Below are 26,387 nucleotides of genomic sequence, written 5' to 3'. Positions count from 1 at the left end.
CTCCTCATCCGTCAATCGCGGCGGGCGATATCGGCAAATTTCGCGTCCAGCATTTTTGCCAGATCGCTCGCTGCCAGTTCAATATCCAGCCCGCGTTTGCCGCCGGAAACATAAATGGAAGCGAAGCCTTGCGCGGGGGCATCAATCAGCGTCGGCAGACGTTTTTTCTGCCCCAACGGGCTGATACCGCCTACCAGATAGCCAGTGGTGCGCTGGGCGACCAGCGGATCGGCCATATCGACTTTTTTCGCGCCAAGCGCTTTGGCGACTTTTTTCAGATCTAACTGCCCGGCAACCGGCGTGACCGCAACGGCAAGGTGTTTCATATCGCCATTGATCGCCACCAGCAGCGTTTTATAGACCTGATCGGCGTTCAGTCCCAGCTTGCGCACCACTTCATCACCAAAGTTGGTTTCATTGGGATCGTGATCGTAAGTGTGCACCTGAAAGGGAACCTTGTTTTTTTCGAGTAACTTCACGGCGGGTGTCATAATAATCCTTCTTACCACGGTCATCTCACGGCGCTTAGCATACGCCTGCTCGCGTGCGCGAAAATAGTACCATCTTGCGCTATTGCGCCGCTCTTTCGCGCAGCAGCGCCGGTAAGTTCCCTTCGCCATACAGATGCAGGGCGCCCGCTGCCACTACATAGCGCCCTGGCGGCAGTGCAAATAAACGCTCGCACCACGCCTGGTTGCGCTGGTGCATCAACACATCATGCAGTGGCTGGCTGAACGTTGATGGCAGCGTCAGTTCATCTTCCGCAGGCGGATTTTCCAGCCACCAGCTCATCATCACCTGTAATAAACGCGCATTTTCATGCCAGTGAGTCAGGGTATCCTGCAACAGTTCATTTCCTTCGTCCGGCAACTTGCGCAGGATATCCAGCTGGCTGCTCGTGCCTTCCAGTTCCATTACTTTCACCTGATATTGCTGCGCCGCCTGCAACAACTGGTAGTCGATGCCGTACTCCGGGCGTAGCCCCAGCCGCTGTGCCTGCGTGGCCTGCAACACCAGCGCGATATGCCAGGCGGGCCGCTGGTTGAATTCATCTCGGTGAAGCGACAGGGTTTGCAGCGTGTTGTCGAGTTGGGCAAGAAGTTCTGCGGGAAGGCGCTGTTCGAGCGGTTCGGCGGGTGGCAGATTGTCGAACGGTGAATCCGACCCGGCGATATCCGCTTCCACGATAAGCGCGTCGGCATCGCGCATTTTTTGCAGCAGTTGTGCCGGGAGCGGCGACATGCCGTAGGTGCCCATGTGAATACTGCCCACCAGGTGCAGATGGCGACCGCCGGGCAAATCAACATCCAGTGCAGGCCAGCGGTAATGAGGCACACGAAGCGCAAGAAAAAAGGTTTTCAATCGTTGAAACAGGCTCATACGCGCTTCCAGAGTGAAAAATCTCATGCTAGCGCGCGCGGCCAGAAGGTGCAAACCCCACCGGATAAACGGCGGGGTTGTGGTATTTACTGGTGGGGTTTAAAGCGCAATAACCGGTTGGCGTTGCTGACCACGGTAATGGACGAGAGCGCCATGGCCGCGCCTGCGACCACCGGGTTGAGCAATGTGCCGGTCAGCGGCCAGAGAATGCCTGCCGCAATCGGAATACCCAGCGAGTTATAAACAAACGCGCCGAGCAGGTTCTGTTTCATGTTGCGCAGCGTCGCTTTGGAGATCGCCAGCGCATCGGCAACGCCCTGCAAGCTGTGGCGCATCAGCGTGATGGCGGCAGTTTCAATTGCCACATCGCTGCCACCGCCCATCGCGATCCCCACGTCCGCCTGCGCCAGCGCGGGTGCGTCGTTAATCCCGTCCCCAACCATCGCCACCTGGCGGCCTTGCTCTTGCAGATTTTTGATCGCTTCGGCTTTGCCGTCCGGCAGCACGCCGGCGATCACCTCATCAATAGCGGCTTCTCTGGCGATGGCATTGGCGGTGGTGGGGTTGTCACCGGTCAGCATCACCAGGCGGTAGCCTTCACGGTGCAGACGTTGCAGCGCATCAATGCTGTCTTCGCGTAGCGGATCGCGGATCGCCAGCAGCGCCACGGCTTTCCCGTCAATCGCCAGCAGTACCGGCGTGGCACCCAGGCTTGCCTGAGCGTTAAGCTCTTCGTCAAGCGCGCGGGTATCCACGTTTTGTTCAGCCAGCAGCGCCTGGTTGCCAAGCAGCACACTGTGCCCGTCGACCTCACCGCTCACGCCCAGCCCGCGCAGTGTACGGAACTGACTGACCATCGGCAGCGTTTCCGCGCCTGCTTTTTCGATAATCGCTCGCGCCAGCGGATGGCTGGAACCTTGCTCCAGTGCCGCCGCCAGGCGCAGTGCCGTCGCGTCGTCGATATCCAGCGTTTTCACGCTCACCACTTCCGGTTTGCCGCGCGTCAGGGTGCCGGTTTTATCAAACACGATGGTATCGAGCGTGCTGGCGCGTTGCAGTGCATCGGCATCGCGAACCAGCACGCCAAACTCCGCCGCGCGACCGACGCCGGAGATAATCGACATCGGCGTTGCCAGCCCCAGCGCACAAGGGCAGGCGATAATCAGCACCGTGGTGGCGATGACCAGCGTATAGACAATTTGCGGCGCGGGACCGAAAAAGTACCAGATAGCGCCGCTGAATAAGGCGATAGCGACCACCACTGGCACAAACACGGCGGAAATACGGTCAGCAAGCTGGCCGATCTCCGGCTTACTGCTTTGTGCCTGGCGCACCATGCGAATAATGCGTGACAGCGTGGTGTGGCTGCCGACGGCGCTGGCGGTAAACAACACGCTGCCGTCCTGCACTACCGTCCCGGCATGAATGCTCTCGCCGGTGCTTTTTTCCTGTGGCACCGGTTCGCCGGTAAGCATGGCTTCGTCGAACCAGGCTTCACCCTGGCTGATTTCACCGTCAACCGGCACACGATCGCCGGTCGTCAGGCGCAGCGTCATGCCCGGCTGAACGTCTGCCAGCGGCACGTTTTTCTCGCCGTCGGCGGTGACCACGCGTGCGGTGGGCGGGGTTAAATCTAATAACCGCTCAAGCGCTTTAGACGAACGCTGGCGCGCACGTGCTTCCAGCATGTGACCGAGGTTAATCAAACCGATGATCATTGCGCTGGCTTCGTAATAGAGGTGCCGGGCTTCCATCGGGAACCACTGCGGCCAGATATTGACGCTCATGGAGTAGAGCCAGGCCGCGCCAGTCCCGAGTGCCACCAGTGTATCCATGGTCGCCGTGCCGTTACGCAGGCTTTTCCAGGCACTGGTATAAAAATGGCCGCCCGCCACGATCATGACCGCTAACGTGACCACACCGAGCACCAGCCACAGCGAGCGGTTGGTGTCGGTGACCATCATATTATCGCCGAGCATGCCCCACACCATGATCGGCACGCCAACCAGCAGCGCGACAATCGCCTGCCAGCGGAAGCGCTTCATGGTGGCGAGCGCGGTTTCCTGCTGGCGCTCGCGGCGCTTGATGTCATCTTCAATGGCTTCAGCGCCATAGCCTGCGTTCTCTACGGCGCTGACTAATTCAGCGGCGGGGGCACTGCCCATGACCAGCGCGGTGCGCTCCGCCAGATTGACCCGTGCCTGCGTAACGCCCGGTACGGCCTGTAAGGCCTTTTGCACCCGGGAGACACAACTGGCGCAGCTCATGCCGTTGATCAACAACTGTTGGCTGTCATCAAGCTCGCTGGCTGCCGGAAGCTCAGGTGTGGCCGCTGTCAGTGCTTCCGACGGGAGTGATGACTCTGCCAGCGGTTTAGCCTTTGGGTGGCTTAAGCTCGCACCGTATCCGGCTTCTTTGATGGTTTCGATCAGCGCGTCAGCGCTGGCGCTGCCGGTGACTTCCGCACGTTCAATGGTGACGTCTGCCTGTTCTACATCCGGGCGTTTTTCCAGGCTCTCTTTGACGCGTTTTACGCAATGGCCGCAGGAGAGGCCATCCAGGTCTAGCGCTATGGTATGAGACATACTTAATCTCCTTAGTTGTGGTGCTTCAATAGTGACTGTGTAGAAGCTTAAACCTTCCATCAAGGGGAAGGTCAAGGTTTTATCATCACAAAGAGGCGGCAGGTGTTCCATAAACGACAAACCCCGCACAAGGCGGGGTTTGTTTATTACCGGCGGGGTAAAACTCAACCATATTTACGGGCAAATTCCTGATCGGAGTTGCACAGGTAAATAATAAATTCGATGAAAGAGATGATCGCCGGAATAAAGGTCCAGCAAAACAGAAGATAAAGGATCCCCTGCCATGGTTTCCCTAAATAAAATTTATGCGCGCCAAATCCACCTAAAAAGAAGGCGAACAGCGCAGCAGAAATTCGGCTTTTCTTCCCGGCGGTGTTTTGAGGCGCGCCGCACTGCGGGCAAGCCACCGCTTCTTTATGTATTTGCTTTCCGCAACCACGGCAAAACGCCATATCACTCATAACCACTCCTGTGTGTAAATCATTTATCATTCTTAGAAATATCCGGCCACATGTTATAGCGAAGCGGCGAGGTGGGTAAATAAAAAACCATTAACAATATGGATATATTTGTTTTATTACATGGCGCCCATTTATAGTGATTAACTCAGGTTCTGGCAGTGAGGGGGAAACGTGAATATCAGCGATGTGGCAAAAAGAACCGGTTTAACCAGTAAAGCGATTCGCTTCTATGAAGAGAAAGGGCTGGTGACACCGCCGCTGCGCAGCGAAAACGGCTACCGCAGCTACAACCAACAACACCTGAACGAGCTGACGCTGCTGCGCCAGGCGCGGCAGGTCGGGTTTAATCTCGAAGAGTGCGGTGAGCTGGTAAATCTGTTTAATAACCCAGCCCGTCATAGCGCAGATGTTAAAGCGCGCACGTTACAGAAAGTGGCCGAGATCGAGCGGCATATTGGCGAACTGCAACAGATGCGTGTGCAACTGCTGGCTCTGGCGGATTCCTGCCCCGGCGACGACAGCGCCGATTGCCCGATTATTGATAACCTTTCTGGCTGCTGCCACCACGCGAAGGGTTGAGCATAAATGTCACCGTGCCGCGATACCACGGGGATGCGGCGAGTTGCTGCTCTTCGCTGATATCACGCGCGCCGTTCTGCACCAGCCCCAGTTTAAACGGGATGCGTAACGCTAAAAGTGCGGGCAGGTAGGCGGTGTAATTCGCCACGGTGCTGCGCCCCTGATAGCTCTGCACCACCAGTTCATCTACCGGCAATGCGTTAAGGGTTTGCACGCTGCCGGTTTTCGCCCAGTCCAGCAATCCGGTGACGCCCAGCGCGTAGTCTGCTGGCAGCGTCTGGCGCAGACGGTGCAAAAACAGCGTGTAATCGCCAAGGCGGTGAGTGGCGGCATCGAAATCCACCTGCAACCCGACGACATGGTTTCCCGCCGCTTGCCAGCGAGCTAACAGCCGGGTGAGACGTAACAACAGCGCATCCGACACGTCCAGCGTGGTAAAACGTACCGTGAGCCAGATGCGCGGAAACGTAAGCTGGTTGACCGGTAACCCTTTACGCTCGAACACGGTTTGACCGGCAACGGTGACGACATCGCCCTGGTGCAAGTAGACAATATCGGCATCACGCAGCGTTTGCGTGGGTCGCACGCCAGACCATAACCAGTACGCTGCCTTCCCCTGAGCGGATAACGCCGCAGGGAAGAGCAGCGCGCCTGCCAATGCCATTACCAGTAATATTTGAGCTCTTTGGCCCATACGCTTCCCGGATAACGGCTTTTCAGTTGCTGGAACCATGCTTTACGCACGGATTTATCGACGTCTTCGCCGCCGCAATCGTTATAACCGGAGGGGGCATAACACATCACGGCGCGATACAGCGCGTAGCTCTTATCTTCCGGCTCGGCTTTGGCGTCGTTGATAACCTGCTGGTACCAGGCCAGACGATGCGCGACGCCGGGCGCAGCGTTAAGTTTTGTTGCGTCGTCCAGCGCGTCGTTACCCCACTGGTCGGTTTCCCGGTTAACGCGGGTTTGCGTGATGCGGAAGAACTCACCCAGGCAGTTCAGCGCATGGCCATCCTGCGCTTTCTGGCTCAGAGTGGTGACCGTTTTTTCCAGCGCGGCACAGACATAAACGTTCTCTTTGTCGGTGCCTTTCCAGCCAAATGCGCTCAGGTTGACGTCATCAAACGCTTCGCCAGTGACCGGCGGTGCGATTGCGTCGATCAGTTTTTTGTCTTGTAACCAGTCGGCGTAATGCCCTTCAGTTAAATCACGTGTCAGCAGCGTGTGCAGTGCAATGGTGCGCTCTTCGTTATTCGGACCGTTGCTGGCTTGCTGGCGCAGCAACTCGCGTGGCGCTTTGGTTTTCAGCACTAAGGAGCGGTAACGCAGATTTGTGACCTTGCTGTCTGGAGTAAAAATCTGCGCCAGCGTGTCGCTTTCCACCAGCGTTGCCGCTAGTTTGGCCTGCAGCAACTGCTGCTGTTCGACATCTTTGCTCAGCTCCAAAAGATGCAGCCAGTGCGCTTTGGCCTCCGGCCACTGTTTTTCCGCCATCAGCGCTTCGCCGTACAGCACTTGTTCGCTAAACGCGAGGATATTGTGCGGTGCCAGCGTTTGCGCAGGGGTGATGGCGCTGCGCACGGTGGCGTAATCCCGTTTGCTGAAAGCCAGTTTCAGACGCAGGTAATTCCACAGATCGCCGCGTTTATTTTTGTCGAAATCGGCTTTGATGCGATCAAGCCAGGCTTGATCGATACAGGGATGCTTTTCATCGCATTTGTTATCGCGCAGGCGGCGCAGCGTCAGTATAAAGGTCATCAGCGAGGCATCCGGCGTGCTGATAAAATCATCACCGCCCCATTCGAGGAGTTTGTTGTCGCTTTCATTCACCAGCGCGATTAACGCATCCCCGCTGGCCGTCTGTGCCAGCGCCTGTTCGTAGAGCGCCGCCAGCGCATTCCAGTCCTGTAAATACCAGTTGATGCGGCGCAACATCCCCTGAGCCGATTCTGCGTAGCGACCCTGCGGCCAGCTTTTCAGATAATAAAGCGCCGCATCCCACGCTTTCTGCGCCTGGGCTTTATCCACTTTTGTAACGTCAAAATCGCCATATTCACCGTTGGCATTAGCGCTACTGGCGTTGAGCGCGGTGCGCATCAGCATATAACTCGCTGTTTCGGCAAGCCACGGCTGCGGGCTGCTGGCGAGCGAAGTAAAATCCTGCGCTGCGGCCTCATAATCACCGGCATAGAAAGCGTTAGCGCCGTGTAAATAGGTACGGAAACCAAGAGCAACTGAACCTTCCGGGAAGCTCAGCGAATCAATGATGACTTCACCGCGACCGTCCGCCGCCGCCCGCGCTTTCGCCAGCGCCAGGCGCTGTTCCGGCGTCAACGCCGTTTCGTCCAGCAGGGCGGCGAAAAAGCCAGAAAGTGTCTCGTTATTGCGCGATACAAAACGGTTTTCCATCTCATCGGATTCAAACCCTTCGCCAGTTGCTGTCTGCGCCGCGTCACCTTCGGCGATCAGGCGCAACAGCGCCGGAGGAATTTGATCATCAGGTTTGATGCCCAGCGCTTTCATTTGCTGGCGCAGGGTGTCGTCACTGGAAAGAGGTTCTGCCGTTGCTGCCGGGACGGTAGTGTCATCGTGATGAATACCGAAATAGAAGCTTCGGCTGCGCGTGAAATCTTGCGGTACGGGCTGGCGCAGCGGCAAAAATCCTTTTTGCTCATCCACCAGGCGCAGCAGGTTATCGCGGGTATCGGTATCAATGCCCAACACCGGCGGGCTGGTGATGAAACATCCCGAGCTCCCCCAGGTGCAGCTATCGATATCAGAAGACGCCAGCGCGGTTGCGCTGGCGGTAAAAGAGAGGCACAAGCCCAGCGCGAGGCGACGGCGTTTTATCATTCCCTGAATCCTTGCGTTATTGTTATTCGTTTACGGCTTTGATGCGTAAGGTGATGCCTTCAACGGCTGTCACCTCAACACGCGTTCCGGCTGCGAGATCGTGGTCGGCACTGACCGGCCACGAACTGTCGCCCACGCGCATATGGCCCCGACCATTCACCAGTGCGTTATCAAGCTGGAATCGGCGACCGATGAGCTGTTGCCCACGCAAGTTCAGCGACGCGTCGGCGGGTTTTTGCTGTTTTACCCGCCGCGAAAGCCACTGCCACCACAGCCAGGCGGCCAGCATGGTCAGCACGGCGAACAGCACACCTTGCCACTCCCAGCCGAAAGGAATAACCCACGCCAGCAGTCCGGTGATCACCGCTGCGACGCCGCTCCACAACAGATAGCCGTTACCGCCCAGCATTTCCGCAGCCAGCAACAGGCCGCCGAGCACCAGCCAGGCAAGGTGCGTATGTTCGAGCAGCAGTGCGGCAATCATTTTTTACGCTCGCCGGCACTGTCTTTCACCAGTTCGGCGATCCCGGCGATCGAGCCCATCAGGCTGCTGGCGTCCAGCGGCATCATCACCACTTTGCTGTTGTTCGCCGAACCAATTTGTTGCAGCGCGTCGGTATATTTCTGCGCGACGAAGTAATTCACCGCCTGAATATCCCCGGCGGCAATCGCTTCAGACACCATTTGAGTGGCGCGGGCTTCGGCTTCTGCTGAACGTTCACGTGCTTCCGCCTGCAGGAACGCCGACTGGCGATCGCCTTCCGCTTTCAGGATCTGCGACTGTTTTTCCCCTTCGGCTTTGAGGATCTCCGCCTGGCGGATCCCTTCAGCTTCAAGAATGTAAGCGCGTTTGGTACGTTCCGCTTTCATCTGTGCATTCATTGAGGCAATCAATTCCGCCGGTGGGCGCACATCGCGGATTTCAATACGCGTGACTTTTACGCCCCACGGATTGGTGGCTTCATCCACAATATGCAGCAGACGGGTGTTGATGCTGTCACGTTGTGAAAGCATTTCGTCCAGCTCCATTGAGCCGAGCACGGTACGGATATTGGTCATGGTCAGGTTGATGATCGCCAGTTCCAGGTTGCTCACCTCATAAGCGGCGCGCGGGGCGTCGATCACCTGAATAAAGCACACCGCGTCAATGGTGACGTTGGCGTTGTCTTTAGAAATAATTTCCTGCGAAGGGATATCAAGAACCTGTTCCATCATATTGATCTTACGACCAATACGATCCATAAACGGCACCACCAGGCTTAAACCCGGTTGCAGCGTGCGGGTGAAACGACCAAAGCGTTCCACAGTCCACTGGAAGCCTTGCGGGACGATTTTCACACCGGAGATAACCACCACCAGCGCGACGAAGATAAGAACCAGAATGACGATTGGCATCAAAAAAACCTCCTGTTTAATTTGATGCCATCTTAGCCCGAATTAGCGATTAAAACAGCGCGATCGCCAAATTTAGCAGGGGAATTAGTAGAGCAGGGAGTAGAGCTGGCGGCGGTATTTCGATGCCAGCGCGTCGCCGGTGCCGAGTGCGGCCAGGATCTCTTGCAGCATTTTGCGCGCTTCACCATTAGCCGCTGCCAGATCTTTGCGCAGGTGGCTAAACAGCAGTTCTAGCGCTTCTTCATTGCGGCCCACCTGGTGCAGTTGCAGCGCCAGTTGTGTAGCCAGCAGCGCGTCCTGCGGGTTATCTGCAACTTGCTGTTGCAACTGCTGGATCTCTGGCGTATCCGCGGCTTTTTTCAGCAGTTCGATCTGCGCGATAAGCCCCTGATAACGGGTATCCTGATCCTGTAACGGAACCGCTTTCAGTGCCGCTTCGGCTTCATCCGCGCGGTTCAATACAATCAGCGTTTCCGCCAGCAGCAGCGTGATTTCGCTGTTTTGCGGCGCCAGCTGGCTGGCTTCTTTCAGTAGCGGCAGCGCGTCGATATGCTTGCCTTCCTGCATCAATTGCATGGCCTGCTGTGCTTTCAGCTCCTCTTCGCGCGGCAGCACTTTATCCAGCAGCGCGCGAATCGCTTCTTCCGGCTGCGGTCCCTGAAAACCGTCAACCGGCTGGCCATTCTGGAACAGGTAAACAGTAGGAATGGCGCGTAAACCAAATTGCGATGCCACCATCTGCTCTGCGTCGCAATCGACTTTCGCCAGGATAAATTGCCCGTTGTACTGGGCAGCGAGATTCTCCAGCACCGGCGTCAGTTGCTGACAGTGCTGGCTGCGTTCGGACCAGAAATAGAACAGCACCGGCGTGGCAACGGATTGCTCAAGCACCTGTTGCAGGTTCATTTCGGTAATATTGACAATATTCTGTGCAGACATACTAAGTTCTCTTTATTTCACTGTTTCGTCATACATGGGGGACGGGCTTCGCGCCTTCAACTCACCCGTGCAAAATTTTATCCATCATGCGCGTCGGCAGCAGGCGTTTTAAAAAGGTCACCGCCCATGTCACCAGCGTTACCGGGTAGCGCACTTTCGGGTTGCTGCTCTCAAAAGCATGGCGCACTTTGGCGACGACCGCTTCCGGCCCCAGCGTAAAACGTGCGGCGATGCCGGGGTTTTCCACCGGTTTATCGCTTTGTGTCTGATTCACGTTGTCGGTAAAGCGCGTACGGATCGGGCCGGGTTCAATCAGGCTCACTTTGATGCCCGTATGGCGTAGCTCCATTCGCAAAGCGTCCGACCAGGCTTCCAGCGCATACTTGCTGGCGGCATAAGCGCCGCGGCCTGGCGTTGAGATCAGCCCCATCACCGAGGAGGTCATTACAATGCGCCCCTCTTCGTGCGGCAACATCGCAGGCAGCAGCAGCATGGTGAGCTGGTGAGTGCCAAAAAAGTTACTGGAAAACTGCTGTTCCAGCTGTTCGCGGCTGATGGTATCGAGCGGGCCATAAACACCGTATCCGGCGTTATTGAAGATCCCATACAGGCGATTGTCGGTCAGCGCTATCACTTCGGCGGCGGCGCGTATCACGCTTTGCGCGTCGTCAAGATCGAGCAAAATGCCGGTAAAGCCTTCACTTGCCATCCGGGCGACATCGTCCGGTTTACGGCAGGCCGCCAGCACGCGAAAACCCTGACGCTTCAGTTCGCGTGCGCTTTCCAGCCCGATACCGCTGGAACATCCTGTTATTAAGACTGCTTTTTGCATAACTTTACCTGGGGGCGTGCCTGAACAATCAGGAGTCGTGGTTAACTAAAGGCGCCAGTCGCGTTGCCATCCAGTCTGCAATAAACGGCTGCGCATCGCGGTTGGGATGGATGCCATCATCCTGCATCCATTGCGGTTTCAGATAGACCTCTTCCATAAAGAATGGCAGCAGAGGAACATCCAACTCCTTGGCAAGCTTAGGATAAATGGCGCTAAAGGCTTCATTATAGCGGCGACCGTAGTTGGCAGGGAGCCGAATTTGCATTAACAACGGTTGCGCGTTGGCGGCTTTCACCGCCTGCACCACCTGGCGCAGCGTTTGCTCTGTTTGCTGCGGCGCGAAACCGCGCAGACCATCGTTACCGCCCAGCTCCACCAGCACCCAGCGCGGTTGATGCTCTTTTAGCAGTGCAGGCAGGCGCGCCAGCCCTTGCTGCGAGGTGTCACCGCTGATGCTGGCATTAATGACCGTCGGTTTTTGCTGCCATTTATCATTGAGTAGCGCAGGCCACGCGGCATTCGCCGCCATGCGATACCCGGCGCTCAGACTGTCGCCAAGAATCAGTAACGTGTCCGCCGCCGCGGCGCGAAAGGTTAACAAAAGCAAAAACAGGAAGGGCAAATGCCAGCGGAAAACATTGTTGAAGTTCATCATCTTAAGAAGTCCGTCGGTCAGGGGGAGCATGAGCTTTCCATCCTTACCGGAGTTGAGCTGGTTGTCAAACCAGCCGAGACCATCGCCCTGATTGGCGAATCCGGCTCCGGAAAGTCCACCTTATTAGCGATCCTCGCCGGGTTAGACGATGGCAGTAGCGGCGAGGTGAACCTGCTCGGCAAACCTCTGCATAAGATGGATGAAGAGGCGCGCGCGCAACTACGTGCGCAAAATGTCGGCTTTGTTTTTCAATCTTTTATGCTCATTCCCACGCTGAATGCGCTGGAAAATGTCGAACTCCCGGCCTTGCTGCGTGGCGAAAACAGCAGTGAAAGCCGCAGTAGCGCGAAAGCGTTACTGGAAGAGTTGGGGCTGGGTAAACGGCTGGATCATCTGCCCGCACAACTCTCCGGCGGCGAACAGCAGCGGGTGGCGCTGGCTCGCGCGTTTAATGGCCGTCCGGCAGTGCTGTTCGCCGATGAACCCACCGGTAATCTCGACAGGCAAACCGGCGACAAGATCGCTGATTTGCTCTTTTCCATGAATCAACAATACGGCACCACGCTGTTGTTAGTGACGCACGATCCGCAGCTTGCCGCGCGTTGTGACCGGCGGTTGCGGCTGGTCAATGGTGAACTGCGGGAGGATGCATGATAGCCCGTTGGTTCTGGCGCGAATGGCGCTCGCCGTCGCTGCTGATTGTCTGGATGGCGCTAAGTCTGGCGGTGGCTTGCGTGCTGGCGCTCGGCAACATCAGCGATCGCATGGAAAAAGGGCTTAGCCAGCAGAGCCGGGAGTTTATGGCGGGCGACAGAGCGCTGCGCAGCTCTCGTGAGATACCCCAGGCGTGGCTGGATGAAGCGCGAAAAACAGGGCTGCGAGTCAGCGAACAGATCAGTTTCGCCACTATGACTTTTGCCGGCGACACGCCGCAATTAGCCGATGTGAAAGCCGTTGATAACATTTACCCCCTTTATGGTGAGCTGCAAACCAGCCCGGCGGGGTTAAAACCGCAAGCGGGAACAGTGTTACTGGCACCACGTTTAATGGCGCTGCTCAATTTGAAAATCGGCGATTCTATTGATGTGGGCGATGCCACATTGCGTATCGCCGGGGAAGTGGTGCAGGAGCCGGATTCAGGCTTTAACCCTTTTCAGATGGCACCACGTCTGTTGATGAATATCGCCGATGTGGCGAAAACCGGCGCGGTGCAGCCGGGTAGCCGCGTCAGCTGGCGGGTGAAATTTGGCGGCACGCCTGCGCAGTTAGATGCCTACGAAAAATGGTTGCTGCCACAGTTAAAACCGGAGCACCGCTGGTACGGGCTGGAGCAGGATGAAGGTGCGCTGGGCAAATCCTTGCAGCGTTCGCAGCAGTTCCTGTTGTTATCTGCGCTTTTAACGCTGCTGCTGGCGATAGCCGCCGTCGCGGTAGCAATGGGGCACTATTGCCGCAGTCGCTATGATTTGGTGGCGGTACTGAAAACCCTGGGCGCGGGCCGTGCGCAATTACGCAAACTGATTGTCGGTCAGTGGTTAATGGTACTGGCGCTGTCCGTGGTGGCCGGGGGCGCTATCGGGCTGGTATTCGAAAGCGTATTAATGGTGCTGCTCAAGCCAGTGCTGCCTGCCGCGCTGCCACCCGCCAGTTTGTGGCCGTGGCTGTGGGCCGTCGGGGCGATGGTGGTGATTTCACTGCTGGTGGGACTGCGGCCCTATCGCTTGCTGCTGGCGACGCAGCCGCTGCGTGTGCTGCGACGTGATGCGGTGGCCAATGTCTGGCCGCTAAAGTTCTACGTACCGGTGATCTGCGCGGTAGCCGTGCTGCTACTCGCCTGGCTGATGGGCGGCAGTATGCTGTTATGGGCCGTGCTGGCGGGCGCTGTGGTGCTGGCATTGCTGTGCGGCGTGGTGGGCTGGCTGTTGCTTAATGTGCTCAAACGCCTGACATTCAAAGCGCTACCGCTGCGTCTTGCGGTGAACCGGCTGCTGCGCCAGCCGTGGTCAACGCTGAGCCAGCTTTCGGCGTTTTCGCTCTCCTTTATGTTGCTGGCGATGTTGCTGGTGCTGCGCGGCGATCTGCTGGACAGGTGGCAACAGCAGTTACCGCCGGAAAGCCCGAACTACTTTTTAATCAATATTGCACCGGAGCAAGTGACACCGCTGAAAGCGTTTCTTTCGCAGCATCGTGTTGCTCCAGAGGCGTTCTACCCGATCGTGCGGGCAAGGATGACGCAAATTAACGGCCAGTCAACGGAGGGTAACCAGGATGAGGCGCTGAACCGCGAACTCAATCTCACCTGGCTGCAAGAGCGCCCGGATCATAACCCGGTCACCGCCGGAAATTGGCCGCCGAAAAATGGTGAGGTTTCTGTTGAGGAGGGGCTGGCGCAGCGGTTAGGCCTGAAGTTGGGCGATTCCGTGACGTTTATGGGTGATACGCAAGAATTCAGCGCCACAATCAGCAGCCTGCGCAAAGTTGACTGGGAAAGCCTGCGGCCAAACTTCTTCTTCATCTTCTCCTCGGGTGCGCTGGACGGCCAGCCGCAGAGTTGGCTCACCAGTTTCCGCTGGCAGAACGGCAACGGCATGTTAACGCAACTGAACCGGGCGTTCCCGACCATCAGCCTGCTGGATATTGGCGCGATTTTAAAACAGGTCGGTCAGGTGCTTGAGCAGGTAAGCCGGGCGCTGGAAGTGATGGTGGTGCTGGTCACGGCCTGCGGTGTGTTGCTGCTGCTCGCGCAGGTACAAGTCGGTATGCGTCAGCGTCACCAGGAGCTGGTAGTTTACCGCACGCTCGGCGCGGGCAAGCGGCTGCTGCGAACCACGTTGTGGTGTGAATTCGCGCTGCTGGGGCTGGTCTCCGGGCTGGTCGCGGCGATGGGCGCGGAAACCGCGCTGGCGGTGCTGCAAACTCGCGTGTTTGACTTTCCGTGGGAGCCGGACTGGCGTTTGTGGACAACGTTACCGTTGTGCGGCGCGCTGTTACTTTCGCTGTGCGGCGGCTGGCTTGGCGCGCGTTTGCTTAAAGGAAAAGCGCTGTTTCGTCAATTCAGTAATTAATCCCTTCATCAATATTTGCTCAACGAAACGCACACCGATAATTCTATCGGTGTGCGTCTGTTTCAAAGTGTAAAAGTTCCCCTGGCAATTGTTTACCAGCACAAAACAACAAAAAAACCCCACCAAATAGAAGCTTTTAGACGTTAATATTTCGCCGCTAGTAACTTACTAGTGGTGTCTATCCATCAAGGAATAACCATGAAAATAAAAACAACCGCTCTGGCGACAGCCATCGGCGCAGCAGTGGCATTGACGTCTTTCGCAACTCAGGCGGAAATTACTGTACTTAAGCAAGATCCGCAGGCTGGCAATCCGTTAAGCCGCCTGAACTTCACCGTTGGTGGTTCTATTCGTCCGCAATTCGATAACATGATGGGCGACGGTGATAAACACTCATACAAACGTAATGGTTACGACGGCGGTACCCGTTTCCGTTTCGCGACTGATTACTACCTGTTCGATGATATTAGCTGGGTTAACTATTACGAACTGGGCGTGAACATTCCGGCGCTGTTCGACTGGGACAGCCACTATGCAGACGGCGCGCATAACACCACTCGCCGTATGCTCTACACCGGTCTGAAAAGTAAGACCTGGGGTACTATGACCTTCGGCCAGCAGAACAGCGTGTACTACGATGTGGTTGGTGCGAAAACCGATATCTGGGATTACGACATGAAAGCCCAGGCTTCCGGTAACGGTATCAATGGCGATTACGACGGTTCTTACCGTTCACGTAAAATGCTGAAATACAAAAACACCTTTGGTGATGCTGACATTTATGCATCCTACCTGTTCTCTGATAACGATCTGCTGCGTGGTAACGGTCTGCGTTACAAACGTAAAGGCGGCGGTTCTCTGGGCGTGGATTACCACATTGCCAAAGACCTGACATGGGGTACGGCGTGGAACTATACCCAGGCCGATATGCGCAACGTCAACACCGGCGGCAGCGATACCTACAGCCAGAATATCTATGGCACAGCGCTGAGCTGGACGCCGGATAACTGGACCTTCTCCTTCGGCGGCGGCTGGTACGAAAACTATCTGACCACCGGTAAAAAAGATATTCATAACTACTTCGCGGGCGACGCATGGGGTATTGAATATTTTGCCGGCTACAAAATCCCGGTCGGCCAGTACGCGCTTAAATATGTACAGCCGTACGTCATGGGTGACCGTCTGCAATACACCACGGGTCGTGATTACCAGCGTATCGATAACGGCGTGGGTGTGACCTTCCAGCTGGATTACGGTTTCCGTGTCGATTACGAACACGTATTCACCTCCAGCACCGACGACCTGGGCGACATGAACATCGTTCGTCTGCGTTACGACTTCTAAGAAGTCTGCATCCACCGGGTTTAACGCTTCGTTTAAATCCGGCAATGCTTAGCAATAAAAAGCATAACGAGAGGCCAGTAAACCTATTAAGGGCAGGGCTTTTCGTTATGCTTCATCGCCTTACCCCGCAAAGATCTCCCCGCCATTCAGTGACATAGTTCACAGCATGTTGAATTTATTTCAATTACCGCTGCGCTGTGTTTATGCCATCTTATTCAGCAGCCTTATCAATCAAGTGAAAATGGAACGCGCCGCACTGTACGTCGCGTCACACAACAGCTCAACTCGTTAGGGAGAATTTATGGGACGTCGTCTCAGCTTGCGCGCGACCTTCGGCGCATTACTTCTGGCCTGCGGCTTACCGTTTGCTCACGCCAGCAGCGATCCGCACACCATTGTTTTTGGCGTCGCACCTGGGCCATATGGCGATATGGTGAAACAAGCGATTGCGCCGTCGCTAAAAGAGAAAGGTTATAAAGTAGTGGTGCGTGAATTTAGCGATTACGTACAGCCAAATATGGCGCTGGCGAACGGCAGTATTGATGCCAACCTGTTCCAGCACAGCCTCTATTTTGACAAATTCACCGCCGATAAGGGCCTGAAATTAACCAAGCTGATTACGGTGCCGACGGCGGGCATGGGCTTTTATTCACGCAAAATCAAAAGCCTGGATGAGTTGAAAAAGGGTGATATTGTCACGCTCTCCAATGACCCGACCAACCTGGCGCGCGGGCTGCGTTTCCTGCAATCGCTCGACCTCATCACTATCAAAGATAACATCGATCCGACTAAAGCCTCCGAGCGCGATATTGCCAGCAACCCGAAAGGGCTGGTGTTTAAACCGCTGGAAGCGGCGCAACTGCCGCGTACGCTGGACGGCGTGACCGCGTCGCTGGTAAATGGCAATTTTGCGATTGCCGCCGGGTTGAATCTCTCCTCTGCGCTCAAACAAGAGCACCTCGATGAGAACCTGAAAAATATCATTGCGGTGCGTACGGAAGATGCCGATAAACCGTTCGCGAAGGATATTGTCGAGGTGGTGAAATCGCCGGCTTACCGCGCGGTAATTGACGATCCGAACAATGTTTACGGCGCGTTCCAGAAACCCGACTGGATGCAGAGCGCGGATAAAAAGTAACACTCCGGCTGATTTGACGGGCAGGCTGCGGCCTGCCTTTTGTCGTTTGAGGTTTGCATGATTGAAATAGAAAAAGTGTGCGTGGATTTCCCCGCAGCGCGCGGCAGTACGAGCACGACCCGGGCGGTAGAGGATGTCACGCTGCGTATTGCGCCGGGGGAGATCTTCGGCATTGTCGGTACCAGCGGCGCGGGCAAAAGTACGCTGCTGCGCACGCTGAATGCGCTGCAACGCCCAAGCCAGGGCAGCGTCAAAATCAATGGTGTGGCGATTTCGGCGCTGGAAGGCATCACATTACGCAAAGCGCGTCAGCGCATTGGCATGATTTTCCAGCACTTCAACCTGATGCATACCCGCACCGTGGCGCAGAATGTGGCTTTCAGCCTGAAAGCGGCGGGGTGGGAACGCAGTAAAATCGCGCCGCGCGTGGCCGAGATCCTGCAACTGGTGGGGTTAAGCGATAAGGCCAACCGCTACCCGGTGCAACTCAGTGGCGGGCAGAAGCAGCGGGTCGGTATTGCACGCGCCATCGCTAATCACCCGGATGTATTGCTGTGTGATGAACCGACCTCGGCGCTGGATCTGGAAACCTCCGCCACCATTCTGGCCCTGCTCAAGCAGATCAATGAACAACTTGGGATCACCATTGTGCTGATCACCCACGAGATGAACGTGATCAAATCGATCTGCGATCGGGTGGCGGTGATGTCCGGCGGTAAAGTGGTGGAAGAGGGCGATGTGTTCGATATTTTTGCCCATCCGCAGCATCCCTTCACCCGCCAGCTGGTGTCGCACACGCTGAATTTGACCTTACCGGAGCGTTTGCAACAGCATCTGCCGGGGCAATTACTGAAGATCCTGTTTATTGGTGACTCCGCTGAGCAGCCGGTGCTCTCTGACGCGGCAGTAAAATTTGGCGTCGCGGTTAATATTCTACACGGCAAAATTGAGTACATCGGCGAGCGGGCGCTTGGCATCCTAGTGGTGCAGTTGACGTCGGCAGAAAACCCGGCGGGAGTGAGTGACGCCGTGGACTATATTCGCAACCGTACCGCGCAGGTGGAGGTGATCCGTGGATGATTTAATGGCCGATCTGAGCCTCGCCTTTGGCGAAACTTTCCAGATGTTAAGCATCTCAACGGTGCTGGCGATTGTCGGCGGTTTGCCGCTCGGTTTCCTGATTTTTGTTACCGACAGGCACCTGTTCTGGCAAAACCGCGCGATCTATCTGGTGAGCACGGTGCTGGTGAATATTATCCGCTCAGTGCCGTTCGTGATCCTGCTGGTGTTGCTGTTGCCAGTGACGCAGTTTTTGCTCGGCAACACCATTGGGCCGATTGCCGCGTCGGTGCCGCTGTCTGTGGCGGCAATTGCCTTTTATGCGCGGCTGGTCGATAGCGCCCTGCGCGAGGTGGATAAAGGCATTATTGAAGCGGCGGAAGCCTTTGGTGCCAGCCCGCTGCGCATTATCTGTACCGTGCTGCTGCCGGAAGCCAGCGCGGGTCTGCTGCGCGGCCTGACCATTACGCTCGTCAGCCTGATTGGGTATTCCGCGATGGCCGGGATTGTCGGCGGTGGTGGGGTGGGTGATCTGGCGATCCGCTACGGCTATTACCGTTATGAAACTCAGGTCATGATCGTAACGGTGATCGCCCTGATCATCCTGGTACAGATAGTCCAGGTACTGGGCGACTGGCTGGCGAAACGCGCCGATAAACGCGATCGTCATTAAGGATTGTGTGCTGCCAGCCAGGCCGTTACTTCTGCAAAAGTGCCGCGAAAGCGAATGGCTTTCGCGCGCTTTTCAAGCTGGTAGCGGTACATTGGATCGTAGTACTCCTCCAGCAGCGGCACGAGCCATGCGAAGTGCCCCTCGGTATTGCCGCTGCGTTGCTGCTGATCCAACGCGTTCTCCAGATGACGCGTCAATTCCGCATAACGCTGTAACCCCAGACGGCGGCGAATGGCAAAAAGCCCGTGGCGCAGATATTCCGCATACTGACGCCAGCCTTCCTCCTCACCGTCGCGGGTGATAAACGCCGCGTGCATTTGTACGAAATAGTCGACACGCAAACGCTCCAGCCGTTGTGCAAAGGGATCTTCCACCACCACCAGCGGCGATTGCGCCATTCTCTCGCGCATTACCTCTGGCAGGTGATTCGCCCCAATCGCGGCGCTTTCGTCTTCCAGCAGCCAGTACGGGGGAGTCACTTTCAGTAGCGCCGCTGCCAGCTGGTTTTCGAAACTGGCCTGTGAGCGCTGCGGTTGCAGCGTCCGGCCAAACGAGGAACCGCGATGCCGGGCGAGTCCTTCAAGATCGATACCGTTACGCTGTGAACGCACCAGCAACGTTTTGCCACTCCCTGTGCAGCCACCCACCAGCAACGCCGGGCGTTGCATGCATTGTTGGATTGCCTCGATAGCGGCCTGGCGCAGCGCTTTATAACCACCGACCACCAGAGGATAGTCCACCTGGCATTCTCGCAGCCACTGCTGAACGATATGCGAACGCTGACCGCCGCGGGCGCAACAAAGGTAACCCTGCGGATATTGCGCGCAGGCTTGCCGCCATGCTTCGATGCGTTGTTCGCGGGTTTCGCCATTAACCAGTTGGTGGCCGAGACGAAGTGCGGCTTCTGCGCCTTCGCGTTTATAGCAGGTGCCGACAGCCGCGCGCTCGTGGTCGTTCATTAAGGGCAGATTGATGGCGGCGGGCATGGTGCCTTTGGCGAACTCAACCGGTGCGCGAACATCAATAAGAGGCGTTTCATCCCGCAGGAGAGCGAGATAATCCGTGGCGTTGTTCATTGGGCTTCCTTCTGCAAAACGCTGGTGGTAACCACCAGCGTGCAGATTTTACGCCCCGAACAAGGGAGATCAATTCCCCGGCGGGAGATTACTGCAGTTTTGACTGTGCCCAGGCAATGCCGCTCGCGTACTCGGGCGGCAGCAGCGGCACCAGTGCTTCCAGCGTGGCGCTCAGACGCGCGGTGTCATCATCGTTCAGGTTCAGATGGCCCACTTTGCGCCCCGCACGCACCTCTTTGTCGTACCAGTGCAGATGTACCAGCGGCAGTTTCAACCAGTCGTAGTTCAGATCGCTGCCAATCAGATTGATCATCACCGATGGGCTGTTGACCACTGGCGGCGGCAACGGCAGATCCACCACCGCGCGCAGATGCAGTTCAAACTGGCTGATAGATGCACCGTTCTGCGTCCAGTGACCGCTGTTGTGCACGCGTGGCGCCAGTTCGTTAATCAGCAGCCCGCCGGGTGTGACGAAGCACTCCATCGCCATCACGCCGACATAGTTCAGCTCATGCATGATGGCAGAAAGCATGTTTTCCGCCTGCTGTTGCTGCGTGGCGTTCGCCTGCGGGAAAACTACGCTGGTACGCAAAATGCCATCCTGATGCAGGTTGTGCGTCAACGGATAGAAAACGGTGCTGCCATCACGCGCGCGCGCGCCGACCAGCGATACTTCACCGGAAAAATTGATGCCCTGTTCAACAATGCACTCGCCGTAGCAGTCGTCCGGCAACTGATCCGTTTCGCCGGCGCGTAAACGCCACTGCCCACGACCGTCATAGCCCCCCACGCGGCGCTTAACAATCGCCAGCTCGCCCAGGCGGGAAAACACGGCGGGCCATTCGCTTTTATCCGCCAGTAACTGCCACGGTGCGGTGGCCAGTTCGAGTTTGTCGAATAACTGTTTTTGCGTCAGGCGATCGGCGATTATCGGAAACACGTCGCGGTTAACAAATGCCGGGTGGCGCGCCAGCTCACGCGTTAACGCCGTTTCCGGCCAGCGCTCAATTTCAGCGGTGATAACACTCTGCTGAAACGGCACCGCTTCCGGCGCGTCATCCAGGCCAACCGGCCAGACCGCGATGCTGAGTGGTTCACCGGCCTGGCGCAACATCCGGCCAAGCTGACCGTTGCCTAATACGCAAACCTGTTTCATGCCGCGCCTCTCGGATCCGGATTATCCAGCACCTCATCGGTTTGAGATTTGCGCCAGTCTGTCAAACGCTGATGCAGTTGCGCATCATGCTGCGCCAGGATCTGCGCGGCCAGCAGCGCGGCGTTGGCCGCACCCGCTTTGCCAATCGCCAGCGTCCCCACCGGAATGCCGCGCGGCATCTGCACGATAGAATAGAGGCTGTCCACACCGCTTAACGCAGCGCTTTGTACCGGCACACCCAGCACCGGTACCAGTGTTTTCGCCGCGATCATGCCCGGCAGATGCGCCGCGCCACCGGCACCGGCAATGATCACCTGGTAACCGTTTTGTTCCGCGTTTTCGGCGAAGCTAAACAGTTTATCCGGGGTGCGGTGTGCGGAGACGATTTCAACATGGTGCGGAACGTTCAGGGTATCGAGGATTTCAGCGGCGAACTGCATGGTGGCCCAGTCGCTTTTCGAGCCCATAACAATGGCGATGCGCGCCGGTTGGTTGCTTGAAGACATACGTCTCAAAACTCCTGTGGGTGTGCTTCAGACTACATAAGAGGGCACAGAGAATAGCATGTAAAACGGGCAAGGAAAACGGTTGCGTAGCGATGTTTCACGCGTTTGACGCGTAATCGCAAGCGTATTCAGAAAGGGAAATGAATCAGTTCGACATCGCTTTCGCTGACGCGCACCATTGAGCCTTCGCTGTGCCATGCGCCTAAAACGGCACGGAATGCGGGCGCGTTATTCGCCGTGAGTTCATGCACTGCCGGGCGATGGGTATGACCGTGGATCAACCACTGCACCTGGTGTTTTTCCATGGCTTCCACCACGGCGTGCTGGTTTACATCCATAATCGAAAGCGACTTGCTGCTGTTGGCGGCTTTACTGCTGGCGCGCATTTTAACGGCAATACGACGGCGGATAAACAGCGGCAGGGCGAGGAACAGCTTTTGCAGCCAGGGCTGGTGCACTTTGGCGCGAAAGGCCTGGTAACCGGCATCGTCGGTGCAGAGCGTATCGCCATGCATAATCAGCACGTTACGGCCATACAAATCGAGTACCTGTTCCTGAGGTAACAACTGCATACCGCAGGCGTGTGCGAAGCGTTTTCCGAGCAGGAAATCGCGATTGCCGTGAATGAAGTAGCAAGGAACGCCGCTGTCGACAACGGCTTTGATCGCCTGAGCAATTTGCTGATGCAGCGGGTTTGGATCGTCGTCGCCAATCCACGCTTCAAACAGATCGCCCAAAATGTAGAGCGCATCGGCTTCACGCGCCGTACCGGCCAAAAAACGCAGAAAACCGGCGGTGATCGCCGGTTCTTCTGTTTGCAGATGCAAATCTGCGATAAAGAGTGTCGCCACCAATTACTCGCTGACGTCTACGCTTTCAATCACCACGTCTTCTTTCGGCACGTCCTGATGCATGCCGCTGCGACCGGTAGAAACGCCTTTGATCTTGTCAACAACGTCCATGCCTTCAACCACTTCGGCAAATACGCAGTAGCCCCAGCCTTGCATGCTTTCGCCGCTGAAGTTCAGGAAGTCGTTATCAGCCACGTTGATGAAGAACTGTGCGGTAGCGGAGTGCGGAGCCTGAGTACGCGCCATTGCCAGCGTACCACGGGTGTTTTTCAGACCGTTGTTGGCTTCGTTTTTGATGGGGTCTTTGGTGACTTTCTGGTTCATGCCCGGTTCGAAACCGCCGCCCTGAATCATAAAGCCATTGATAACACGGTGGAAAATCGTGTTGTTGTAGAAACCTTCACGGCAGTAGTCCAGGAAGTTTTTAACTGTTTCAGGCGCTTTGTCATCAAAGGTTTTGATTACGATGTCGCCGTGATTAGTGTGGAAAGTAACCATTATTGCATCCTGTTCTGATAGTGTAGTGCGTAGACCCGCCAGTGGGTCAGAGATAGTCGCTTGTTATAGCATAACCGCGAGGCTGGATCACCTTGCAAAGTGTGCTGCTTCGGGTTTGAATTACGGGTAATATATGCGGTTTTCGTTCCACACACGTCCACATGGAATCTTCGATGTTAAAAATCTTTAATACACTGACGCGCCAAAAAGAGGAATTCAAACCTATTCATGCCGGGGAAGTCGGCATGTACGTGTGTGGTATTACCGTTTACGATCTCTGTCATATCGGTCACGGCCGTACGTTTGTCGCCTTTGACGTGGTATCCCGCTATTTGCGCTTTCTCGGCTATAAGCTGAAATATGTCCGCAATATCACTGATATTGACGACAAAATCATTAAGCGCGCTAATGAGAATGGTGAAAGTTTTGTCGCGCTGGTCGACCGGATGATCGTTGAGATGCATAAGGATTTTGACGCGCTCAATATCCTGCGCCCGGACAGCGAACCGCGCGCAACGCACCATATTCATGAAATTATTGAAATCACTCAGCGCCTGCTGGAACGCGAACATGCTTACGTTGCCGAAAACGGTGATGTGATGTTCTCGGTGCCGACCGATCCGACTTACGGCCAGCTTTCGCGCCAGGATCTGGATCAGCTGCAGGCGGGGGCACGCGTCGAAGTCGCGGAAGTAAAACGCAACCCGATGGACTTCGTGCTGTGGAAAATGTCCAAGCCCGGCGAGCCGAGCTGGCAGTCGCCGTGGGGCGAAGGGCGTCCGGGCTGGCACATTGAGTGTTCGGCGATGAACTGCAAACAACTGGGTTCGCATTTCGATATCCACGGTGGCGGTTCTGATCTGATGTTCCCGCACCACGAAAACGAAATCGCTCAGTCAACCTGTGCGCATGACGGCGAATACGTGAATTACTGGATGCACTCCGGCATGGTGATGGTTGATCGCGAGAAGATGTCAAAATCGCTCGGCAACTTCTTTACCGTGCGCGACGTGCTGAAGTATTACGACGCGGAAACCGTGCGCTACTTCCTGATGTCCGGTCACTATCGCAGCCAGTTGAACTACAGCGAAGAGAACCTGAAACAGGCGCGCTCTGCGCTGGAGCGTCTGTACAACGCGCTGCGTGGTACGGATAGCAACAACGCGGAACACCGTTATTTTGAGAACGGTGAGCTGTTCCAGAAACGCTTCTGCGAAGCGATGGACGATGACTTCAACACGCCGGAAGCCTATTCCGTGCTTTTTGACCTCGCGCGCGAAGTGAATACGCTGAAGCATGACGGGGATTCGCTGGGCGCGAATGCGGCGGCGAAAAAGCTGCGTGAACTGGCGGGCGTTTTGGGTCTGCTGGAGCAGGATCCGGATCTCTTCCTGCAAAGCGGTGCGCAGGCGGATGACAGTGAAGTGGCTGAGATCGAAAAGCTTATCCAGCAGCGCCTCGATGCGCGTAAAGCAAAAGACTGGGCGGCAGCCGACGCCGCGCGTGACCGTCTGAACGAGATGGGTATCGTGCTGGAAGATGGCCCGCAGGGCACGACCTGGCGTCGTAAGTAAGAAAAAAGCGGCTTCGGCCGCTTTTTTGTTGTCCCTGCAAAAGTACTTGCGGTGGTCGATTTATCCCCGCCGCATTTTCCACAACAGCAGCATCAGAATCACACCCGGCAGCCACACCCACAGCAACTCCGAAATAATCACCTGATGACCATACGGTGTGGTGTAGCGCGACAGCGCAAACGGCGCGACTTTGATCACCTGCCACGGCGCAAAGAAGCGTTCATCGGACCATGGCCACAGCCAGCCGACGCCTTTTCCACCGGTGGTAATAGAATCCAGCAGACTGTGCGACAACAGCGACACGGTGAGAAACGCCCAGCAGCGCGCCAGACTCGCTTTGAAGTATTTTCGCCCAAGCCAGGCCACCAATAGCGGTACCACAAAAGCGAACAGCAAGGAGTGGGTAAACCCGCGATGACCGAAAACATTGCCGTAAGCGATACCGAATTTAAACGCCAGCACGTCGGCATCGGGCAACATAGCAAGCCCTATCCCCGCCAGCAGTAAGCCGCGAGGGATCACTTTACTGCCGAGCCCCAATCCCAGACAAAGCGGGACAGCCGCATGTGTAACAATCGTTGGCATAACGCAGGTCTCTGAAGAAAAACGAAATTATAGCCGAAGCGCCAGGCGGGTAAACTGCGGGGTTTTCTGAAACTTTTGTCGTCAGCTGAGGATCTGGCGCGTTTTAAGCCGATGCCAGTTTACAGCCCGTGAGTACGTCGCTGTTTCTGCGACGTGTGCAGATTACGCAGACTCGCGGGCAATAAGCTGTCCGGAAAGGGTGACGCGCTGCGTTTGCAACTCGGGCTCTTTCAGTTTACGAATGATCAATCCCGCCGCCTGGCGCCCGGTCTCTTCGCTGGCGGACGAAACATAGGTAAAGGAAGGCGAGGTGAGATTGACGTGCAGCATATCTTCAAAGCCGACGAGCGCCACTTGTTGAGAGAGAAACACATCTTTGCCCACCGTATGCCCGGTTTGGTGGATCCCGGCGATGGAGCCAATCATGGCGTCCGGTGAGTGGCAGAGCAGGGCGGTGATGGTGCTGTTTTTTTCCAGCAACTGGCGCACTGCGTGACTCGCCGCGCGGGTGTCATCACTACATGCCGGAGTGGCTTCTTCGCGCACTACCAGCCCGTTCTGCGTCATTGTGGTGCGAAACCCCAGCAGACGCTGCTGGCGGATTAAATCGCCTTCAATACCGCCAATATAGGCAATGTTGCGGTGTCCGCGCTCGATGAGATACCGCGTCGCCAGGCTGGCGGCCTGACGATTATCGCGCATGACCAGGTTGCACTCTTCATTGAGCAACGACTGCGACACCACTACCAGCGGCAGCGGGCAGTCGCGGATTTGGGCGGGAAGCGTTGAGCTGCGTGTGTCAGAGGCGAGATAAATCACCCCAGCAACACCTTGTTGTTTGAATGACAGCAGACAGCGTTCCAGGTGATCGCCATCGTTGAGCGGTTGACCCAAAAAAACCATGTAACCCTGTTTTTCCAGCTCCTGCACGATGCTGGCCATCACTTTTATTGAGAAGCTGTCGCTGAAATCACGCAGGATAAGGCCAATCAAGTTAGACGTGTTGGCGCGAAGGTTGGCGGCAGCAACGTTGTGAACATAACCAAGCGCATCGATAGCGGCATGGACTTTTCCAATCGTCGCTTGTGAAATTTTCCCTTTCTGGCGCAGCACCAGCGAGACGGTGGAAACGGAAACGCCCGCCTGTTTAGCGACATCAATGATGCTGACTTTCTTCAAA

General features: G+C 56.3%; 26 protein-coding genes. 8 read left to right on the top strand and 18 right to left on the bottom strand.

The features are described 5' to 3' along the window. Window positions 1-11: 11 nt before the first annotated feature. The 4 genes from ybaK to JKP81_RS18885 form a co-directional block, all read right to left on the bottom strand. Window positions 12-491: a Cys-tRNA(Pro)/Cys-tRNA(Cys) deacylase YbaK gene (ybaK, locus tag JKP81_RS18900; RefSeq protein ID WP_017455688.1), complete on the bottom strand. Its 480-nt coding sequence runs from the start codon at window positions 489-491 to the stop codon at window positions 12-14. Window positions 492-570: 79 nt separating this feature from the next. Further along, complete coding sequence (locus tag JKP81_RS18895) at window positions 571-1,380, bottom strand: TraB/GumN family protein (protein WP_200552933.1); 810 nt, start codon at window positions 1,378-1,380, stop codon at window positions 571-573. A gap of 86 nt (window positions 1,381-1,466) precedes the next feature. Continuing rightward, window positions 1,467-3,965 carry a copper-exporting P-type ATPase CopA gene (copA, locus tag JKP81_RS18890; RefSeq protein WP_200552932.1) on the bottom strand — a complete coding sequence of 833 codons (2,499 nt, stop codon included), beginning with the start codon at window positions 3,963-3,965 and terminating at the stop codon, window positions 1,467-1,469. A gap of 164 nt (window positions 3,966-4,129) precedes the next feature. Then, the gene (locus JKP81_RS18885) at window positions 4,130-4,426 is read right to left on the bottom strand and encodes a TM2 domain-containing protein (RefSeq protein ID WP_017455691.1); all 297 of its coding nucleotides are present in this window, start codon (window positions 4,424-4,426) and stop codon (window positions 4,130-4,132) included. A gap of 171 nt (window positions 4,427-4,597) precedes the next feature. Here JKP81_RS18885 and cueR point away from each other — a divergent pair, with 171 nt between their 5' ends. Then, window positions 4,598-5,005 (top strand): Cu(I)-responsive transcriptional regulator, encoded by a 408-nt coding sequence (cueR, locus tag JKP81_RS18880; protein WP_017455692.1) that lies wholly within the window; start codon window positions 4,598-4,600, stop codon window positions 5,003-5,005. Here the strand turns inward: cueR and JKP81_RS18875 are convergent. From JKP81_RS18875 to tesA, 7 genes are all read right to left on the bottom strand, one after another. Then, entirely contained in the window at window positions 4,962-5,699 is a 738-nt protein-coding gene (locus JKP81_RS18875; RefSeq protein ID WP_200552931.1) for a DUF3142 domain-containing protein, read from the bottom strand. The two genes, cueR and JKP81_RS18875, sit on opposite strands and share 44 nt — an antisense overlap. Continuing rightward, window positions 5,669-7,861, bottom strand: a complete 2,193-nt coding sequence (locus JKP81_RS18870; RefSeq protein ID WP_200552930.1) for a hypothetical protein — start codon at window positions 7,859-7,861, stop codon at window positions 5,669-5,671. Before JKP81_RS18870 ends, JKP81_RS18875 begins: the two co-directional genes overlap by 31 nt. A gap of 22 nt (window positions 7,862-7,883) precedes the next feature. Further along, entirely contained in the window at window positions 7,884-8,345 is a 462-nt protein-coding gene (locus JKP81_RS18865) for an NfeD family protein (protein WP_234455721.1), read from the bottom strand. Then, on the bottom strand, window positions 8,342-9,256 hold the full coding sequence (locus tag JKP81_RS18860; RefSeq protein WP_200552929.1) for an SPFH domain-containing protein: 915 nt from the start codon (window positions 9,254-9,256) through the stop codon (window positions 8,342-8,344). Before JKP81_RS18860 ends, JKP81_RS18865 begins: the two co-directional genes overlap by 4 nt. Window positions 9,257-9,340: 84 nt before the next feature. Then, window positions 9,341-10,195, bottom strand: a complete 855-nt coding sequence (locus tag JKP81_RS18855) for a co-chaperone YbbN (RefSeq protein WP_200552928.1) — start codon at window positions 10,193-10,195, stop codon at window positions 9,341-9,343. A 61-nt stretch (window positions 10,196-10,256) separates the two neighbouring features. Beyond that, window positions 10,257-11,027: an SDR family oxidoreductase gene (locus tag JKP81_RS18850; protein WP_200552927.1), complete on the bottom strand. Its 771-nt coding sequence runs from the start codon at window positions 11,025-11,027 to the stop codon at window positions 10,257-10,259. 28 nt (window positions 11,028-11,055) lie between these two features. Further along, complete coding sequence (gene tesA, locus JKP81_RS18845) at window positions 11,056-11,679, bottom strand: multifunctional acyl-CoA thioesterase I/protease I/lysophospholipase L1 (protein ID WP_020456831.1); 624 nt, start codon at window positions 11,677-11,679, stop codon at window positions 11,056-11,058. On the opposite strand from tesA, the gene ybbA reads away from it, so the two are divergent. The 6 genes from ybbA to JKP81_RS18815 all read left to right on the top strand — a co-directional run bounded on the left by ybbA (window position 11,650) and on the right by JKP81_RS18815 (window position 18,961). After that, a complete protein-coding gene (gene ybbA / locus JKP81_RS18840) occupies window positions 11,650-12,336 on the top strand; it encodes a putative ABC transporter ATP-binding protein YbbA (protein WP_200552926.1) in 687 nt (228 codons plus the stop codon). The genes tesA and ybbA overlap by 30 nt on opposite strands. Continuing rightward, the gene (gene ybbP, locus JKP81_RS18835; RefSeq protein ID WP_200552925.1) at window positions 12,333-14,747 is read left to right on the top strand and encodes a putative ABC transporter permease subunit YbbP; all 2,415 of its coding nucleotides are present in this window, start codon (window positions 12,333-12,335) and stop codon (window positions 14,745-14,747) included. The genes ybbA and ybbP overlap by 4 nt, the downstream gene beginning before the upstream one ends. Before the next feature lie 198 nt (window positions 14,748-14,945). Continuing rightward, window positions 14,946-16,091 (top strand): porin, encoded by a 1,146-nt coding sequence (locus tag JKP81_RS18830; protein ID WP_200552924.1) that lies wholly within the window; start codon window positions 14,946-14,948, stop codon window positions 16,089-16,091. Window positions 16,092-16,392: 301 nt separating this feature from the next. Further along, window positions 16,393-17,229 carry a MetQ/NlpA family ABC transporter substrate-binding protein gene (locus JKP81_RS18825; protein WP_200552923.1) on the top strand — a complete coding sequence of 279 codons (837 nt, stop codon included), beginning with the start codon at window positions 16,393-16,395 and terminating at the stop codon, window positions 17,227-17,229. A gap of 57 nt (window positions 17,230-17,286) precedes the next feature. Continuing rightward, window positions 17,287-18,309: a virulence-associated ABC transporter ATP-binding protein SfbB gene (gene sfbB, locus JKP81_RS18820; RefSeq protein WP_200552922.1), complete on the top strand. Its 1,023-nt coding sequence runs from the start codon at window positions 17,287-17,289 to the stop codon at window positions 18,307-18,309. Then, on the top strand, window positions 18,302-18,961 hold the full coding sequence (locus JKP81_RS18815) for a methionine ABC transporter permease (protein ID WP_200552921.1): 660 nt from the start codon (window positions 18,302-18,304) through the stop codon (window positions 18,959-18,961). The genes sfbB and JKP81_RS18815 overlap by 8 nt, the downstream gene beginning before the upstream one ends. Here the strand turns inward: JKP81_RS18815 and mnmH are convergent. The 5 genes from mnmH to ppiB all read right to left on the bottom strand — a co-directional run bounded on the left by mnmH (window position 18,958) and on the right by ppiB (window position 23,048). After that, window positions 18,958-20,037 (bottom strand): tRNA 2-selenouridine(34) synthase MnmH, encoded by a 1,080-nt coding sequence (mnmH, locus tag JKP81_RS18810; protein ID WP_200552920.1) that lies wholly within the window; start codon window positions 20,035-20,037, stop codon window positions 18,958-18,960. The two genes, JKP81_RS18815 and mnmH, sit on opposite strands and share 4 nt — an antisense overlap. Before the next feature lie 88 nt (window positions 20,038-20,125). Continuing rightward, window positions 20,126-21,193: a 5-(carboxyamino)imidazole ribonucleotide synthase gene (purK, locus tag JKP81_RS18805; protein ID WP_200552919.1), complete on the bottom strand. Its 1,068-nt coding sequence runs from the start codon at window positions 21,191-21,193 to the stop codon at window positions 20,126-20,128. After that, window positions 21,190-21,699, bottom strand: a complete 510-nt coding sequence (gene purE, locus JKP81_RS18800; protein WP_200552918.1) for a 5-(carboxyamino)imidazole ribonucleotide mutase — start codon at window positions 21,697-21,699, stop codon at window positions 21,190-21,192. Before purE ends, purK begins: the two co-directional genes overlap by 4 nt. A 128-nt stretch (window positions 21,700-21,827) precedes the next feature. After that, window positions 21,828-22,550 (bottom strand): UDP-2,3-diacylglucosamine diphosphatase, encoded by a 723-nt coding sequence (gene lpxH / locus JKP81_RS18795; protein ID WP_200552917.1) that lies wholly within the window; start codon window positions 22,548-22,550, stop codon window positions 21,828-21,830. A gap of 3 nt (window positions 22,551-22,553) precedes the next feature. Continuing rightward, window positions 22,554-23,048 (bottom strand): peptidylprolyl isomerase B, encoded by a 495-nt coding sequence (gene ppiB, locus JKP81_RS18790; RefSeq protein ID WP_020456843.1) that lies wholly within the window; start codon window positions 23,046-23,048, stop codon window positions 22,554-22,556. A 173-nt stretch (window positions 23,049-23,221) separates the two neighbouring features. Between ppiB and cysS the strand changes: the two genes are divergently transcribed. Continuing rightward, window positions 23,222-24,622 carry a cysteine--tRNA ligase gene (cysS, locus tag JKP81_RS18785; protein ID WP_200552916.1) on the top strand — a complete coding sequence of 467 codons (1,401 nt, stop codon included), beginning with the start codon at window positions 23,222-23,224 and terminating at the stop codon, window positions 24,620-24,622. Between the two features lie 60 nt (window positions 24,623-24,682). Here the strand turns inward: cysS and JKP81_RS18780 are convergent, their stop codons facing one another. Further along, window positions 24,683-25,207 carry a metal-dependent hydrolase gene (locus JKP81_RS18780; protein ID WP_200552915.1) on the bottom strand — a complete coding sequence of 175 codons (525 nt, stop codon included), beginning with the start codon at window positions 25,205-25,207 and terminating at the stop codon, window positions 24,683-24,685. Window positions 25,208-25,369: 162 nt separating this feature from the next. Beyond that, on the bottom strand, window positions 25,370-26,386 hold the full coding sequence (gene malI / locus JKP81_RS18775; protein ID WP_200552914.1) for a Mal regulon transcriptional regulator MalI: 1,017 nt from the start codon (window positions 26,384-26,386) through the stop codon (window positions 25,370-25,372). Between the last annotated feature and the right edge of the window lies 1 nt (window position 26,387).

The organism is Kosakonia sp. LAM2021, assembly GCF_016620385.1.
GTDB lineage: Bacteria > Pseudomonadota > Gammaproteobacteria > Enterobacterales > Enterobacteriaceae > Kosakonia > Kosakonia sacchari.
Note: the sequence above shows the minus strand (reverse complement) of the source record. Positions and strands in the feature narration are given on the sequence as shown.

Coding starts and splice junctions, on each gene's coding strand:
- ybaK (WP_017455688.1), bottom strand. CDS start 491: ATGACACCCGCCGTGAAGTTACTCGAAAAAAACAAGGTTCCCTTTCAG.
- JKP81_RS18895 (WP_200552933.1), bottom strand. CDS start 1,380: ATGAGCCTGTTTCAACGATTGAAAACCTTTTTTCTTGCGCTTCGTGTG.
- copA (WP_200552932.1), bottom strand. CDS start 3,965: ATGTCTCATACCATAGCGCTAGACCTGGATGGCCTCTCCTGCGGCCAT.
- JKP81_RS18885 (WP_017455691.1), bottom strand. CDS start 4,426: ATGAGTGATATGGCGTTTTGCCGTGGTTGCGGAAAGCAAATACATAAA.
- JKP81_RS18875 (WP_200552931.1), bottom strand. CDS start 5,699: ATGGGCCAAAGAGCTCAAATATTACTGGTAATGGCATTGGCAGGCGCG.
- JKP81_RS18870 (WP_200552930.1), bottom strand. CDS start 7,861: ATGATAAAACGCCGTCGCCTCGCGCTGGGCTTGTGCCTCTCTTTTACC.
- JKP81_RS18865 (WP_234455721.1), bottom strand. CDS start 8,345: ATGATTGCCGCACTGCTGCTCGAACATACGCACCTTGCCTGGCTGGTG.
- JKP81_RS18860 (WP_200552929.1), bottom strand. CDS start 9,256: ATGCCAATCGTCATTCTGGTTCTTATCTTCGTCGCGCTGGTGGTGGTT.
- JKP81_RS18855 (WP_200552928.1), bottom strand. CDS start 10,195: ATGTCTGCACAGAATATTGTCAATATTACCGAAATGAACCTGCAACAG.
- JKP81_RS18850 (WP_200552927.1), bottom strand. CDS start 11,027: ATGCAAAAAGCAGTCTTAATAACAGGATGTTCCAGCGGTATCGGGCTG.
- ybbA (WP_200552926.1), top strand. CDS start 11,650: ATGCCAGCGGAAAACATTGTTGAAGTTCATCATCTTAAGAAGTCCGTC.
- tesA (WP_020456831.1), bottom strand. CDS start 11,679: ATGAACTTCAACAATGTTTTCCGCTGGCATTTGCCCTTCCTGTTTTTG.
- ybbP (WP_200552925.1), top strand. CDS start 12,333: ATGATAGCCCGTTGGTTCTGGCGCGAATGGCGCTCGCCGTCGCTGCTG.
- JKP81_RS18830 (WP_200552924.1), top strand. CDS start 14,946: ATGAAAATAAAAACAACCGCTCTGGCGACAGCCATCGGCGCAGCAGTG.
- JKP81_RS18825 (WP_200552923.1), top strand. CDS start 16,393: ATGGGACGTCGTCTCAGCTTGCGCGCGACCTTCGGCGCATTACTTCTG.
- sfbB (WP_200552922.1), top strand. CDS start 17,287: ATGATTGAAATAGAAAAAGTGTGCGTGGATTTCCCCGCAGCGCGCGGC.
- mnmH (WP_200552920.1), bottom strand. CDS start 20,037: ATGAACAACGCCACGGATTATCTCGCTCTCCTGCGGGATGAAACGCCT.
- purK (WP_200552919.1), bottom strand. CDS start 21,193: ATGAAACAGGTTTGCGTATTAGGCAACGGTCAGCTTGGCCGGATGTTG.
- purE (WP_200552918.1), bottom strand. CDS start 21,699: ATGTCTTCAAGCAACCAACCGGCGCGCATCGCCATTGTTATGGGCTCG.
- ppiB (WP_020456843.1), bottom strand. CDS start 23,048: ATGGTTACTTTCCACACTAATCACGGCGACATCGTAATCAAAACCTTT.
- cysS (WP_200552916.1), top strand. CDS start 23,222: ATGTTAAAAATCTTTAATACACTGACGCGCCAAAAAGAGGAATTCAAA.
- JKP81_RS18780 (WP_200552915.1), bottom strand. CDS start 25,207: ATGCCAACGATTGTTACACATGCGGCTGTCCCGCTTTGTCTGGGATTG.